The sequence below is a fragment of the Bacillus sp. FSL H8-0534 genome (genome assembly GCF_038005885.1).
In the GTDB taxonomy this organism is placed as follows: domain Bacteria; phylum Bacillota; class Bacilli; order Bacillales; family Bacillaceae_G; genus Bacillus_A; species Bacillus_A pseudomycoides.
Window position 1 is genome coordinate 139,734 of sequence record NZ_JBBOUC010000003.1, and the last position, 14,950, is coordinate 154,683.

Consider the following 14,950-nt stretch of genomic DNA (forward strand, 5'->3'; position numbering starts at 1 on the left):
AAGAAAGCAACAGGAGTTACTCGTAATTTGGATGGATTAGGGCGTATTGTCATTCCAATGGAACTTAGACGAACTTTGGACATTGAAGAAAAAGATCCAATGGAAATATTTGTGGAAGGTGATCAAATCATTTTGCAGAAATATAAACCTCAACAAGCTTGTGTGATAACAGGCGACATTTCAGAAAGGAATGTTTCATTAGGAAATGGAAAGATTGTTCTGAGTCCAGAAGGTGCGGAACTTCTAATAAAGGAATTACAGCAATATCTTGTGAAATAGAAGGTTAGTAGTAAAAAAATAAGCGGAATATGATATCAAATATGTAAAAAAGGTCTCCTGAATTGGAGACCTCTTGTATCATTTGAACATTATAAATATAGCTTGTCTTATGAGTAGTAAGACATGCTACTTTCAGAAAATGTGCTGATTGAGAAACGTATATTATCCCTACATAGCTTGTTGCCAAACAAAATCCGCAAGTGTATCATATCATAAATCAATGATGAAAAAACGATGTATTTCACCATTCCTTGTATGTATTTCAAATAAAATGTATACTAATCATGATTTCTTTTGTGAATTTGTCAGGTGTTTTTTAAGTCAGTTTATGGTCGTTATTTAATCTATTGTATGTATCTGCAGTGAGGCTCTTATGTTAATCATAAGAGCCTGTTTGCATGTTTCCGCCTTTTTTCGGTACAATGAAAAGAAAGTAGTAGGCAGGGAGAGGAAATCCATGGCCAATCCATCATTAGTGAATTTACGCATTGATTTTGCATTTAAACAATTATTTGGTACATCGGGAAGCGAAGAAATTCTCATTACATTTCTGAACGCAATGTTAAGGGATTCGTTAGAATCACCGATTCAATCGCTTCAATTTGAAGATCCACATCTGCATAGGGAACATGAAGAAGATAAGTTATCGATTCTCGATGTTTCCGCCACATTAGATACAGGAACGAAACTTAATATAGAAATACAGATGAATAATCATCATGACATTCTAAAACGCTCTTTGTATTACTGGAGTCGGTTGTATGCGTCTCAATTAAAAAAAGGAAAACCCTATAGTTCTCTTCATAAAACCATTACAATTAATTTATTGAATTTTGTTATGTTTAAAGAATATGAAGAGTTTCATACGACGGGGAAACTGTGGAATATCCAACAACAGAAACTTTTAAGTGATGAAATTGAAATTCATCTTATAGAAATTCCAAAACTCATGCAACAATGGCGAGAAGAAAAGGTCAATCCGTGGGAAGATTCTTTTGTACGATGGTTACTATTACTTCCTGCGAATGAAGATGAACACTTAACACAAATTTTGGAGGCGATTGCAGTGAACCAAGATCCAATGTTACAGAAGGCGCTCGATAAATGGGAACATATGAGTCAAGATGCTTCATTCCGTCAAGCGTATGAAGCACGGGAAAAGATTCTAATGGATGAAGCGGCAGGCATCGCACATGCATTAAATAAAGGGCGAGAACAAGGTATTCAAGAAGGCGTTCAGCAAGGGAAACGTCAAATGATTCTCGGTATGCATCGTTTACAAGTCCCAATAGAAACCATTGCACAAGCCAGTGAACTCACGATTGAAGAAGTAAAGAAAATCATAGAGAAAACATAAAAGAGGCGGACTTTGGACCGTCTCTTTTTACGAAAAAACACAACAAAGACAGTTATGCCAGACTGTCTTTGTTGTGTTTGTAATTTTGCAAGTGTTTGTACGTATATATCATATCAAAATAGCTTCTACCATACAAAAGAAAAGCCTATATGTATAGAGTGTGTTGTGGGAACACTCCTCAAAAAAGAGATACAGCCACGATAATTCGTGACTGTATCTTTTCTCTGCGTAAACTCACTATATGTAGCAACTAATCCTTACAGATTGCTCTTCAATACATAAATATAGCGTACTTTTTAGAGAGTTTACAATTGATATATATTTGTCAAAATTAAGCGTCCCATTCATTAAGGCTTTTTATTACTTTTTTTCTTAAACGGGGCTTTAACTTTGCTAGCGTATCTTGTAATTGGCTGTTTAATATTAAAAATTGAGCATCCATCATTAAATAATATGTAGCATCATTTATATACCTATAATGACTTGTATATTGTTTAGTAGCAATGTCCAAGTGTCCATTATGTTGATTCAATTTTTCAATACTTTCATAACAAGCCTCTTTGTTTATGTGATATATATCTTTAGTTTTAAATGTCATTTTCCCTCTAGGATGTCTATTTACAAACAAAATCTCATTTTCGCATTTTAAGCTGTTAGCTGGAAAAGCTCTTTTAGCATATTTCGTTAATATAAAATCCGGATGCATAATAATGTCCTCAACTGGAACTTTAACACAAACTTTAATCCATTTATGACTATACTCTATATCCAATTTATCATGAAGGCACTCGCCAGATAATAGAATATTTGTATCAATTTCAAATGAAAACTCTGGATTATTTAAACCACCTATTTCTATTTGTCGAAGGGCTAGTGGTAATTCAATAGCATTTAAAGAGCGATAGACTCGTACATATCCTCCTTCTTCTATTAGATTACATGTTTTTAACATGTATTGAGTATGCTCGTATATATTTTGTATTTCTTTAACCGCTTCATAAAACATCTCGTCAGAAATTGAATTTGCTAATGCTAATGTATCTTCAAAATATTCTCGACGATTAACATTTTCTCCATATTCAATTGGCATGTAATATGTTTCTTCATAGCCTAAACGCCTTTGAATATTAAAAGCAAATTTAATCAAAGATGTTAGATAATATCTTGTGAAATTATAACGTTCATTTTGCAGGGTAAAAGATATGATTTCTGTATTATTTATTGTACCGCCCTCAATACACGCTTCAATTAAGGGAGAACGTACTCGATAACGATAGAGGTTTGCCAAATCTGATGAAGTTGTATCATGGAAACAATATGTTTCTTGGTCTTCACAATCTTGAACGTATTTCATAAGATCTCTCCTTGTATTTAAGTGCTTACCTTGGTAATGTGAATTCTTTTTCTTTAGCTGGATCTGCAGTCCAACAACTACTAATATTATAGGTTTTGCACATTTTATATGCCTCTTCACTCAGCCATTGTTTGGTTTTAGTGAGGTTCTTAGGTCTAACTTTTTCACCCCTTATTGTGTTGTCTCTCCAGTCATAAAAGTAAATTTTCTCCGGTTCTTCTACATCTTTTCTATAAGGTGCAAAGTCGCTTGGTTTTGGAATCTGTCTTGGGCTTGTGGTATTTGGAATTCTGTTGTTAATTTCCTCATAAAATTTTTTAGGACTAAAAGGTTGTGAAGGACTTGAAGTTAATCCTAGTGCTTCACAAATGGCCCCGTATTTGTCACCTAAATACGGATTAATAACAAATCCTTTTTTGACGGCAACTTCAAAGAAGAGATTTTTATTTCTTACTCCAATAGCAAGTGCATGAGGCGTAGAATCTATTATGTAAATAATACTAAAAACGGCTTTATTAATGGTTATTGAAAATTTCACACGTTGAAGGCTTTGTTCAATCATACTGTTATACAATGGTTCTAGTCCTGTTAATTTCATTTGTAAATTCCTCTTATTAAATAATGGTTTAACTATAGTATCTGACTATTCCGAATAAAGTAATTATAAATCATTTACAAATTAAGGTAAAATGAAAAACAGAAAACGAGTTTTACAAAACTTACAGAATGTTACACTCATAAAAACCCAGTGACATCAGTACGTGTGCATGATATCACTGGGTTTTTATTTGGATATTTAACAGCGTTATACTGGAAGAAGCTTGTGCATCCAGTAAAACCCTTATATTTTACTTTGTTTGGTAGTAATAGTTATTGAATTATCCCTTCTAAATGCAGTTATTCTTACTTCGTCCCAATCTTGTGCAGCAACGAGTAACTTTGTAGCTAAATCTATAGCTTGTTTGCTAGATAATTGGATACCAATTGTTTTAGGTAATTGGTTATCGGGTGTTAGAGATTTAGGATAAATCCCTAAAGCCTTGCTAGTTGTCTTGATATTAGCTTGTTTTAATGAAATAGTTTGCATTTTTACTTTCTCCTCCTAAAAAATGTTTTTGTTTTTTTATCATTAAATTATTGTACGTTAACATGCTGTACTTACAGAATATCACAAAGGCTTTAGGTTTTTTTCCGTTTTCTTATCAAATGTCACATCACTATCAAGTTTAGATAATTGTGTATCCATAGCATGAAAAAAAACGCCATCCTTTCTGTATTGGAGTGAACCCTGAGAATGAGACGATAAAAAACACCTCTCTAAATCGTAAGTATCAGTTATGATTTTAATGGAGGTGTTTTTCGTATGGGGAAAAAGACGCATTATCCCGCCGAAATAAAGTGGAAAGTAGTTGAAATGAAACACCAAGGATTCAAAAATAAAGAAATTATGGATGCCTTAGGAATTAAACATGTGGCTCAAATTAAAACTTGGATGAAATGGTATCGTGAAGGCGAAACCTATCGGTTTGAACAATCTATTGGAAGACAATCTGTACATGGAAAAGGCTTAAAAAAGTTAACAGAACTTGAACAAAAAGAATTAGAAATACGTTATTTAAAGGCAAAGATTATATTGCTGGAAAAGTGCCAAGAAATTTTAAGGAGGTGGGAGGAAAAGAAGAAATAATGAAAATGATAAAGGAATGGCAATCAATTTTTACAATTGCAGAACTGTGTTCCATATTTGATATTTCACGTGCTACTTATTATCGTTGGAAAAAGCAGGAGAAAACAGTAACTAATCATGAAGAAAAAACCGTAATAGAAATATGTCAACATCATAAATATCGGTATGGATATCGTCGGGTTACAGCTTGTCTACGTAATCAATTTAACATCGTAATCAATCATAAAAAAGTATTACGTATCATGAGAAAATACAACGTATTATCTCGGGTTAGAAAAAAGAAAAAGACATTTGTACTCGGTCATGAACCAGTGGTAGCTAAAAATAGAATACAACGAAGATTTAAAGCTACCAAGCCTAATGAAAAATGGTTCACGGATATCACGTATTTGATGTTCGGCAATAAGACTCTTTATTTTTCATCTATTATAGATGGGTTTAACAATGAAATTATAAGTTATAAAATAGGTGAGACACAGGATGTTTCTCTTGTATTAGATACTCTAAAAGAAGCTTTAAGAAAGCGAAATGTGATTGATACGATTTTACATTCGGATCAAGGAAAAGTGTATACATCAAAACAATTTCAAACATATGCCAAAGAAAAAGGCATTATCACAAGCATGTCTCGTACAGGAAACTGCCATGATAATGCCCTCATAGAATCCTTTCATTCTCACTTGAAATCCGAAGGATTCTATGCGCAAAATATAAAACAATCGAATAATGCTAGTATAATACAAACTGTGGATGAATACATCCACTACTATAATAATGAACGGATTCAGAGAAAATTAGATAACATGTCACCTATAGCTTATAGGAAACATGTTGTCTAGGTGTTTTTTCTTTGTCTCACCAAATGGGGTCAGACCACTGTATATTTCTACAAAAAGAATAACGCTTTCTATGAATTATGGGTATAAATTCATCTTAGGTTGATAGTAATTGTATAGTGACCCCTATTATAAAAATAAGGTAATTGATTCGACTGAGCTTATTCATTAATAGTATCTTATCCTAAGTTCAGCTTACGTTCTTCAAAAATTTGTTTTGCCACAAAGATTGCATTAAGGACTCGTGGAAAGCCCGTGTAAGGGATGCAGTGCATGATTGCTTCTATTATCTCATCTGGTGAGAGACCAACATTAAGTGCCGCGTTAATGTGGACATTAAGTTGTGGTTCACAGCCACCCTGTGTAGTTAGTGATGCGATTGTAACCAATTGACGTTGTTTGAGGTTTAATCCTTCTCTAGGATAGATGTCACCAAAAGCAAATTCAACAACATATTTACCGAGATCAGGAGCAATATCTTTTAGTGAATCTATAACACGTTGCCCACCTTCTCCATCTACTTCCATTAGTTTTTTCCAGCCACGCTGATAACGTTCATTACTCATTGCATTTGCCTCCTAAGAATTTATCAATTTAAATTTTTAATCATTTAGTACATCTATGTTGCATAGTATCAATTGATTAAAAAGTAACTCTTGATTAAACGTTACACCTTAGAGTGCACTCTAAAGCAACCCCTTTTCTTTGTGTTATAATGAATTTTATGGAAAAGATATTTACTATTAAACAAATCTCAAAAATAACAGGACTTACTGTGCACACTTTACGTTACTACGAAAAAATTGGGTTACTTAATGAGGTGAGCCGAGATATCAATGGTTATCGTCAATATTCAGAAGCTGATATTTCTTGGATCAATTTCTTAATCCGTTTAAGAGTAACAGGAATGTCAGTCACAGATATGAAACTTTTTTCTGATTTACGAAGTCAAGGTGAACCTACAATAAGATCTAGACGAGAATTGTTAGAAATACATCAAAACAAAGTCCTTAAAGAAATTAAAGAGTTGAAGGATAATCTGGTGAAAATTGAAGAAAAGATTGATTACTATAAAGGGATGGAAGAATACAGGAAATAACCATTTTACATTATCATTTATGTCAAAATTTTAGGGAAGTATCTACTGAAAAAACGCCATTCTTTCGAAAGAATGGCGTTTTTTTGTTTTAGGGGTATTAATTTTTCCTTAGCTTGATGGGCATGTATGGTGACCCCTAATATAGAAATAAATAGTATAAGTTAAAAAGACTAGGATTTATTTTCCTAGTCTTTTTAACTTAGTAGCGTCTCTTTTTATTTGGGGTTCGACCGAGATACGTGTAAAAATAGGTCATAGGCTTACTTTTATTTCCAAGATTGATTTATTGAGCTTATTAATATCGTTTCGTTTATTTTTATTAAGTAATTTGTCTATTAGGGCTGTTTTACTTAATTTAATTTTTAAAGAAAAAGTGATTGACACTAAAAATAAATTTATGATATTATTAAATATTTGATAAAAAATAACATGTATGTTAAGCTTAAGAAGGTTACCATATATGGAGGTGGATTATATGTTTCAAATTGGCGATAACATTGTTTATCCAATGCACGGAGCAGGTATAATTGAAGCCATAGAAGAAAAAGAATTCTCAGGGGAAAAACAACAGTATTATGTCATAAAAATGTCAATCAGTAATATGCAAGTCTTGATTCCTACGGGTAAAATATTGAGTTCGAGTATACGCCCAGTTACTGATATACTTGCATTAAAACACATCATACACATTTTTCAGCATGGAGAATCAGATAGATTACTCCCGTGGAAACAAAGATATAAAGTGAACACGGACAAAATAAAAACGGGTAAAATACAAGAAGGTGCTGAAGTTGTACGTGATCTAATGCGTATGAAGAAAGAAAAAGCACTTAATACAAGCGAAAAAAAAATGTTGGATAACGCACATGAATTTTTGATTAGTGAACTGGGATTAATTAAAGGGATCACTGAAAATCAATTAAAAAGTTTCTGTTAAGGTTCATTATAGATAATGTATTACATCCCCCGAAAATATCCTGAATTTTTCGGGAATATGATTATTATTAAAAATAAATCATTTCAAAGACATTCAACTTCTTCAACTCACTTTTAGAGTAGGAACCTCTTTTGTTATTACTTCAATCTAATCCATTTTTATTTTTACATTTCTTTTACGAACGTTCGAAGTATCATTAAATAACTCGATCAAATAGTCACTTGATTTTTGCAATCCTGATTCACACTGGCACGGACAAGGAGCCGTAAGGATGAAAGAGAGGTAGGGCTTTCATTGTTTTAGGTATATATATCTAAGTCATTATTTCTAAAAGAAAAAACAATCAATCTCATCTCTATCTTTAAGAATTTTTTACATTTACTGAGACAGTGAATAGTAATTGTTTATCTTCTTTTCATAAAAGAGATACGCGAGTTGGTAACATCTAAATATATGGTCAACGATAAAAAATGATGGAATTTCTAGAACTAGAAACCATTTTTATAATTCATTTAACATAATAAGATTAAATGAAACAATAAGAAGGAGTGAAGATATGAAACACATGCCAACGCAAGAATTAAGTAACGAGTTAAAGAAGCGGAAAGGGATTACTTCTATTAAGATTGAGTCTTATGAAAAAATTGAAGTTGGTGGAATTCTTGTAGATGGACCGGCTGTTATTTTAATTAATCAAGAATACCTAAAAATTGTTGAATGAACGAAGAAAAGGATGATCCTTTACGAAAAGGGATGATCCTTTTTGTTTGTTGCTGATAATAATAGGATATACATAAATTTCATCGGATGTGATGGGGTTAAAAGGAAGGAGAGGGTCGGGATTATCATGGTGGAAAGCTTAATATTGGTAGTATTTCTTTTTATCTTATATAAATTAGTTGATAAAAAAACAAACTAATTATTTGAAACGATAGAGTGTTTTCTTTTTAAGAGCGATATTTATTTTATAGTGAATTAGATAATTTAAAGGAGGAATTTAGATGGATGCAAGGAAAGAACGCATAAAATACGAGAAGATGTCAAAGAACTATAACCGTATTTATTTAGTTTCGTTTCTCCTATTAATTGTACTTGTTTGTAGTAGTGTGATTATCATAGGAGCTACAGGGGGAAAATATGGAGTGTTTTTGTTGTTAGCAATTTTACTTAACGCACGTATTACTAAAGGATCTCAAAAAAAGTATGAGCAGTATTCTAATAAAGGGCGTATTTAAAATGATAAATATCTTGAAAAGAACAACCTAAATGTACATTCAAAATATCCCTATATCATTACCTATTAACTACTAAAAAATAATCTTATATTAATAATTTTTTAGTAATTTAGGAATAGAAAACGTACCTTATTAAAATGTTATTTTCGTTCATATAATGAATTATCCTTCTAGCATATTTATAAGATTTATATCATATATTAGGAGAAAGAATGCAAGTTAGAAAGGAGTCTTATAGAATGAGTTATTTGGAGGGAAATGACTTTAGTGAACAAAATATGGTAAGTGTACCTAATCCCTACGTATATCAGACATTACAATCAGTAATTGGTAAACATGTGGTTATTGAAACTGTAAGAGGTAATGTAAGAGGCAAGTTAAAGGATGTGAAACCAGATCATTTGCTCATTGAAGATACGGTACCGTATATTGTACGCATTCAACAAATTGTATGGATTATGCCAAAACAATAATCAAACTACATCTAATTTGATTTATAAAAGATTAGCGTCATAGACGACCAAGTAAAAACACAGGGTTTTATCTCTGTGTTTCTTCAAATTTTCGTTTTTGAATATATGCTTGAGCATGAATAATTTCTTCCTGAAGCTCTTTTAATTCTTTCATAGATTCTGATTCAATAGCCATGTAAGTAGCAACTAAACTGATCATCATATCCATCTTCTCTACTATATTTTGAATGACCTGTTCAGATTGCTCTTTTTTAGGGTGTTGTATTGCTATTAATACATTTTCTAAATAATTGTTCTTTCTTTGCCGGATATCATTAATAAACTGTTTTGTGATTGAGTTCATTTGTTTTTCCTCCGTTTTGTATATATTTCCATTCTATCATATTTGAATAGAAAATATTGGATTCCCCTAAATTCACATCTGTCTAGTACATCTCCTCAAATATACAAACTAATCCCTTAACGTACAGGGAACCGGATAAAATGTGTCTAAATTATGTCTAAACGTACAATTTTCTTTTTTTGATATGGTGACCCCATCCCCATCAACTTAAGAATTTTATAACGCCCCAAAAACAAGAATTCCATCTTACTACAGTTAATTATGAGAATTCTGTACGCTCAGATAATTTTTAACTTATTAATGTACAAGAACCTCTTTTTTGAATTTTAATAAATTCATTTTGTCATAGGGAAAATAAGATTTTACTGTTTTGCTGATGGTGGATGGATGTACTATTAGGGGTCACCATACATACCCATCAAGCTAAGGTTGATGGGCATGTATGGTGACCTAAAATGTATCCATTTGAACAACTAGTGTCCAAACTGTGTTCAAAGGTACAATTTTTTTATATGATGACCCCTATTATTGCTCTACACCGTTTGTTAAATAAAACAAGCTATATTTATTAAGAAAGAATCCTTAGATAAAGATTCGAAAACAGGAAAAACAAATATATAACAGAAACACTTATTTGAAAAAATAGAAATCAGGAAGGGGATATAATACCATCCATCCAATATTTATGAATGTAATAAAATCTAATTTCAAAGGATGTGATCTCATTGAAAAGAAGATTTAAATATTACGTAGGTGTATTCACAGCAATAATTGCATTTTTATCATTTTCCACTGAGGGACTTGCAGCTACTAAAGCGGTTAATATTAGTTATGGTCAAAGATTGAAATCAACTTCCTTAGTATATTTAAAAGGTGGAACTAAATTTTATTTAGGATATAGTCATCGAACGAACAATCGCAACCCAGTTCAAGTATATGTAAAAAATAATGAAACAGGTAATACAGTTTTTGGTCGGACCATGACTCCTACAGGAGATTTAGGTATAACACTAATAGCTCCTTCTTCTGGTTACTACCGATTATATTTAGAATGTGTTGGTACTTCATGTAGTGCAGACGGAATTTTGCGTTGGTAACGTTATGACAAAATTATTTTTCAATTAAACATACACGGGGTAGCACCACACATCCATCAACTTAAGAAAACAGGTCACCCCCCATAACGAAAAAATGAGCTCTTTTATTACAAATTAGGACAAAATCTGGTTCTGGGGGAGTTATATTTTCTTAGCTTGATAGCCATGGGGTACCGCCAGCATTTTGGAAAAAAGCCACGTTAACCTAAAAATAAAATAAGCCATCCATTTGGACAGCTCATTTAGTCGGATAAGCGAGGGGCATCACTGCCCCTAACTCTCCTAAGAACCGTACGTGACAGCTTTCCCGTCATACGGCTCAAGCCTTCTTTTTATCCAAACAACTTCTTACTTGATGCAAGGTACATGTACTAGCTTTGTAACCTTATTTGAGTGTATTGGTAAATCACGTATAATAACCTTTTCTCCATTTTGTAGTGGTTGTCTGCATAATGCACAACGATACCCTTGTTTTTTCGCCAGTTTAATTCTATCTAAGGTATTTGTTCCATCAAAGACCTTACGGTCTCGCTTTTCCCAGTATTCTTTAAGAGTAGGGTCATCGGGACTGTTCTTATATAAGACCATCACATGCCGTTTAATTTTAAACCAAGGCATTTGTAAGAGCTGGATATTTGTTAGAGGACAGGTCGGAGTCCAAGATTCCTTGCCTCCGTGATGAGGCTTTTTGAAGTAAGTCTTCTTTATCCATTTCCATGATTTCTTAGGGTGCAATCGGATAAGATGTTTACATATTTTCTCGAAAATATAATGACCGATTTTATCATATGTCTTTTGAGATACGACATGTCTCCAATATTGTCCATACCCTCTAATAATTGGGTTTAACACTTTAATGAGTTCCCCAATAGGCTGTCCTCTCATGATGCGGAACGTATTCCTTATCTTTTCCTTTGCCTTCTTAACGCTATCTTTGCTGGGTTTAATCAGTAATTTATTCCCTTTCCACGTTTTGTACTGACGTACGGAAAAACCTAGGAAATCAAATCCCTCTTCAATGTGAGTCACCTTTGTTTTTTCAATACTCAGCTCAAGTCCTCTTTTATTCAAGTACGGTTGTATCTTTTCATATATGGATTGAGCCTGTTGTTTCGTTTCTGTTAAGACAACGAAATCATCCGCGTATCGAACAATCGCTATTTTGCATTTAGGATGAATTGCGTAGCTTTCATTGGATTTATATGTCTTTCGATATATAACGCCAAGTTCCTCCTCCATTCCGTGTAATGCAATGTTAGCTAGAAGCGGGGATATAATTCCTCCTTGCGGAGTTCCTTCCTTTGTTTCAGAGAAAGAATGTTGATCTATATATCCAGCCTCCAACCATCGCTGAATCAGTGTTTTTCCTGGAAAACTGTAAGTTTGTTTTCGTATCCAATGATGACTTAGATGGTCAAAGCATCCTTTAAAATCGCCTTCAAATATCCACTTTTTCTTACTGTTTGTGTTAATCTTATTAAAGATATTACTAATGGCATCGTGTGTACTCCGCTTCGGTCGGAACCCGTATGAGGCGGGGTCAAATCGTGCTTCCCATTGCGGTTCTAGCGCCGTTTTCACCATATTTTGATAGACTCTGTCTTTGATAGTTGGAATACCGAGAGGTCTCAGTTTTCCGTTTTTTTTAGCGATATAGGTTCGTTTCGCTGGCTTGGGAAGATGTTGAAATATACTGAGCCTCTTTAGCTGTCGGTATAATTCGTTTCTTTTTCCAGAATGAAGTGCTGTATAACCGTCTACTCCAGAGGTACGCTTTCCGTTATTCTGTTGTGTTACTTTTCTAATGGACAACAGTAAGTTAGCTTCACTCCGTAGGAGTAATCGTTGAAGTTTCCTGACTCTTCTAAGTTTCTTTTGTTGTTCGGCACGATAAATTCTTTGTCGTAGCTTCATCACATACTTTTGGACTGTATGCCAATCTACTGAATTCCAATTTGTATATGAAGCGTGCGCCGACGCTCGTTCTGAGGTGTTCATAACTGCACGCTCCTTTTCATCAAAAGTTAACCACAAATGTATTTATGTGTTGAAGACCTATGGGAAGTGGGCCCTCTTTCAAGTCTGTCATAATGTGTTCAAAAGGACGACAGTATCCGTTCAGTTATACATTTTTGCTTTCCTGTTACCTTTCGGTATAACGGCATTTGCTTTCTCCCATATCCCATACCCTCTGTTACATCGTTTGACCTTTCGATCTCTCTACTGTTTATACAGATAACATAGGGCTTACCAAGTTCCACATTCCACAGATGCGATAGGGTTAGGCAGGTTCTTTACTCCGAGCAAGATGCGGGACGCAGCACAGTAGTATTATGACCCTACTTTTCCTCTTGCCAATACCCAAGCAAAGCCATGCATTATCTTGAGCTAACGTTTACGAAGCTTACAAACCTTCACTCTCGTTTACCATACCTATCTTCTCCTAGCAGTGTTCCGGACCATGCATTTGTCCTCTGTTTCCGCATTTCCTCATGCAACCTACATTCCCGTTACCAGAAATACAGTTTCGGATGGAGACCTTCTTTGGGTTCTGGTGCGAAAACTTCAAGATAATTGCACGTAATCTCTAAATCTTGGACATACTGATACTATTACTCTAAAAAAGGTGCGTGATCAGTATGGAAAAGCGAAATTTATTCAAGTGGAAGCATTATCATCATGATATTATTTTGCAAACAGTAAGATGGTACCTACGGTACAACTTGAGCTTTCGTGATTTGGTGGAAATGATGGAGGAACGGGGCTTATCCGTTGCTCATACAACGATTATGCGTTGGGTTCATCAGTATGGTCCTGAATTAGACAAAAGAATCCGTCGTCATCTCAAGCAAACCAATGACTCTTGGAGAGTCGATGAAACATATATCAAAGTAAAAAGTCAATGGATGTACCTGTATCGTGCTGTCGATTCGAAAGGAAATACCATCGATTTTCACCTAAGCAAAGCAAGAAACCACAAGGCTGCAAAGCGTTTCTTCAAGAAAGCTTTGCAGTCTTTTCATGTTTCACAGCCTCGTGTGATAACCATCGATAAGAATCCCGCCTATCCTGTAGCAATTGAAGAGTTGAAGAATGAAAAAAAGATGCCTGTAGGCATCCAAATAAGGCGAGTGAAATATCTTAATAACATCGTGGAACAAGATCATCGATTTGTTAAAAAGCGAGTGCGTTCGATGTTAGGATTCAAATCATTCCGTACAGCCACTTACATACTGAGTGGCATAGAAGCGATGCATATGATGAAAAAGAAGCAACTTCATCAAGGGGGAAAGTCTGCCCAAAATCAAAAAGATTTCATTGATAAATTGTTTGGTATCGCATCATAATCTGTAATTTAGTAGGAAATTCAGGTCCTACTTTTTTTATAATTTATTTTTGCACCAGAACCCATTTCCTTCCTTGAAAATTCTAGTTGTTCATTTTATATAAATCATCTTAAATCAACATCAATATCATAATAAATTAGTAAAAATATAGGTATATCCTAATAGAGAAGAATGAGATATTATTACTTAATATACTATATTTATATTCATGTTTAATAAATTATAATAATATGAATTTCATGTTATTGAGAACTATAATTCTTGGATATACGTAAAGAACTGGCGTACAAAAAAAGCCCCCTTACTGTTGCTTTGAAATAAAATTTGATAAAATGTATCTCGGTTTCGTATTTATTTCTCTGAATGAACCCTCGTTTTCTGAGTCGTTTCTGTACCCCTTTTAATCTCTTTACGGTGCCTTATAATTTTCCAAATTAAATCAATTATAGAAAAAATCACCCAAATAATTGTTATCCACCAAATATCGCTTAACGGAATATCCCGAGAATTGAAGAAAACTAAAGTTTTATGACTGGAATCTACATTTAAGACTTCACTAAACAAACCACCAAGTCCAAAAGCAACACCCACACATGTTGTGAAAAATGATATATATATATATACTGTTACGCACCTTGGAATCCCGACTTTCCCTTCGTATGACAAAAAGATTTTAATATAATCGAGAAAAAAAGGGAATAGAAATAATGTTAAGGATTGAAAAAACGTTCGATCATTAATTTCATTTGATGTAAAGAATAGTGTTTCTGAAAGAATGAACAACCAAGTAAATACAGCGTATATAAACCTTATTAAATAATAAGTCATATTCCTCCTCCTAAAATATCCTACCCACTGTATAAAAATTCTAAATATAATTGTCTTTCTTGTTTATTTACATATACT

The 14,950-nt window shown here is 33.5% G+C and carries 17 protein-coding genes; 10 read left to right on the top strand and 7 right to left on the bottom strand.

Going from position 1 to position 14,950, the window contains the following annotated elements; genetic code table 11:
• The first annotated feature begins 27 nt into the window (after positions 1-27).
• Positions 28-279: an AbrB/MazE/SpoVT family DNA-binding domain-containing protein gene (locus tag MHH71_RS29065; protein WP_006096902.1), complete on the top strand. Its 252-nt coding sequence runs from the start codon at positions 28-30 to the stop codon at positions 277-279.
• A 457-nt stretch (positions 280-736) separates the two neighbouring features.
• Positions 737-1,636, top strand: coding sequence for an Rpn family recombination-promoting nuclease/putative transposase (locus tag MHH71_RS29070; RefSeq protein ID WP_006096901.1), 900 nt, complete (start codon positions 737-739; stop codon positions 1,634-1,636).
• A gap of 331 nt (positions 1,637-1,967) precedes the next feature.
• Here MHH71_RS29070 and MHH71_RS29075 read toward each other — a convergent pair whose 3' ends face one another.
• The 3 genes from MHH71_RS29075 to MHH71_RS29085 form a co-directional block, all read right to left on the bottom strand.
• Positions 1,968-2,990 carry a hypothetical protein gene (locus MHH71_RS29075; RefSeq protein ID WP_006096900.1) on the bottom strand — a complete coding sequence of 341 codons (1,023 nt, stop codon included), beginning with the start codon at positions 2,988-2,990 and terminating at the stop codon, positions 1,968-1,970.
• 25 nt (positions 2,991-3,015) lie between these two features.
• Positions 3,016-3,588: a DUF6037 family protein gene (locus tag MHH71_RS29080; protein ID WP_006096899.1), complete on the bottom strand. Its 573-nt coding sequence runs from the start codon at positions 3,586-3,588 to the stop codon at positions 3,016-3,018.
• Between the two features lie 243 nt (positions 3,589-3,831).
• A complete protein-coding gene (locus MHH71_RS29085) occupies positions 3,832-4,077 on the bottom strand; it encodes a hypothetical protein (RefSeq protein ID WP_033799314.1) in 246 nt (81 codons plus the stop codon).
• Positions 4,078-4,353: 276 nt separating this feature from the next.
• Between MHH71_RS29085 and MHH71_RS29090 the strand changes: the two genes are divergently transcribed.
• Positions 4,354-5,516, top strand: a protein-coding gene (locus tag MHH71_RS29090; RefSeq protein ID WP_098125495.1) for an IS3 family transposase whose coding sequence is annotated in 2 segments (ribosomal slippage) — positions 4,354-4,621 and positions 4,621-5,516 — 1,164 coding nt in all. Because the reading frame shifts where the segments join, the coding sequence is not laid out codon by codon here.
• Between the two features lie 176 nt (positions 5,517-5,692).
• Here the strand turns inward: MHH71_RS29090 and MHH71_RS29095 are convergent.
• Entirely contained in the window at positions 5,693-6,079 is a 387-nt protein-coding gene (locus MHH71_RS29095) for a carboxymuconolactone decarboxylase family protein (RefSeq protein ID WP_006097091.1), read from the bottom strand.
• A 158-nt stretch (positions 6,080-6,237) separates the two neighbouring features.
• On the opposite strand from MHH71_RS29095, the gene MHH71_RS29100 reads away from it, so the two are divergent.
• From MHH71_RS29100 to MHH71_RS29120, 5 genes are all read left to right on the top strand, one after another.
• The gene (locus MHH71_RS29100; RefSeq protein WP_006097090.1) at positions 6,238-6,612 is read left to right on the top strand and encodes a MerR family transcriptional regulator; all 375 of its coding nucleotides are present in this window, start codon (positions 6,238-6,240) and stop codon (positions 6,610-6,612) included.
• Between the two features lie 475 nt (positions 6,613-7,087).
• The gene (locus MHH71_RS29105) at positions 7,088-7,549 is read left to right on the top strand and encodes a CarD family transcriptional regulator (protein WP_170959259.1); all 462 of its coding nucleotides are present in this window, start codon (positions 7,088-7,090) and stop codon (positions 7,547-7,549) included.
• Positions 7,550-8,105: 556 nt separating this feature from the next.
• The gene (locus tag MHH71_RS29110; protein WP_033799362.1) at positions 8,106-8,270 is read left to right on the top strand and encodes a BC1881 family protein; all 165 of its coding nucleotides are present in this window, start codon (positions 8,106-8,108) and stop codon (positions 8,268-8,270) included.
• Between the two features lie 280 nt (positions 8,271-8,550).
• On the top strand, positions 8,551-8,784 hold the full coding sequence (locus MHH71_RS29115; protein ID WP_018767989.1) for a hypothetical protein: 234 nt from the start codon (positions 8,551-8,553) through the stop codon (positions 8,782-8,784).
• 239 nt (positions 8,785-9,023) lie between these two features.
• Positions 9,024-9,257 (top strand): YuzF family protein, encoded by a 234-nt coding sequence (locus MHH71_RS29120; protein ID WP_002068860.1) that lies wholly within the window; start codon positions 9,024-9,026, stop codon positions 9,255-9,257.
• Between the two features lie 67 nt (positions 9,258-9,324).
• Here the strand turns inward: MHH71_RS29120 and MHH71_RS29125 are convergent, their stop codons facing one another.
• Positions 9,325-9,600: a hypothetical protein gene (locus tag MHH71_RS29125; protein WP_097795892.1), complete on the bottom strand. Its 276-nt coding sequence runs from the start codon at positions 9,598-9,600 to the stop codon at positions 9,325-9,327.
• 716 nt (positions 9,601-10,316) lie between these two features.
• On the opposite strand from MHH71_RS29125, the gene MHH71_RS29130 reads away from it, so the two are divergent.
• Positions 10,317-10,697 (top strand): hypothetical protein, encoded by a 381-nt coding sequence (locus MHH71_RS29130; RefSeq protein ID WP_006097650.1) that lies wholly within the window; start codon positions 10,317-10,319, stop codon positions 10,695-10,697.
• Positions 10,698-11,045: 348 nt separating this feature from the next.
• On the opposite strand, the gene ltrA is transcribed toward MHH71_RS29130, so the two are convergent.
• Positions 11,046-12,695, bottom strand: a complete 1,650-nt coding sequence (ltrA, locus tag MHH71_RS29135) for a group II intron reverse transcriptase/maturase (RefSeq protein ID WP_006096946.1) — start codon at positions 12,693-12,695, stop codon at positions 11,046-11,048.
• A 641-nt stretch (positions 12,696-13,336) separates the two neighbouring features.
• Between ltrA and MHH71_RS29140 the strand changes: the two genes are divergently transcribed.
• Positions 13,337-14,044 (top strand): IS6 family transposase, encoded by a 708-nt coding sequence (locus tag MHH71_RS29140; RefSeq protein WP_078212243.1) that lies wholly within the window; start codon positions 13,337-13,339, stop codon positions 14,042-14,044.
• A gap of 351 nt (positions 14,045-14,395) precedes the next feature.
• Here MHH71_RS29140 and MHH71_RS29145 read toward each other — a convergent pair whose 3' ends face one another.
• Positions 14,396-14,872, bottom strand: a complete 477-nt coding sequence (locus tag MHH71_RS29145; RefSeq protein WP_006097363.1) for a hypothetical protein — start codon at positions 14,870-14,872, stop codon at positions 14,396-14,398.
• Positions 14,873-14,950 lie beyond the last annotated feature (78 nt).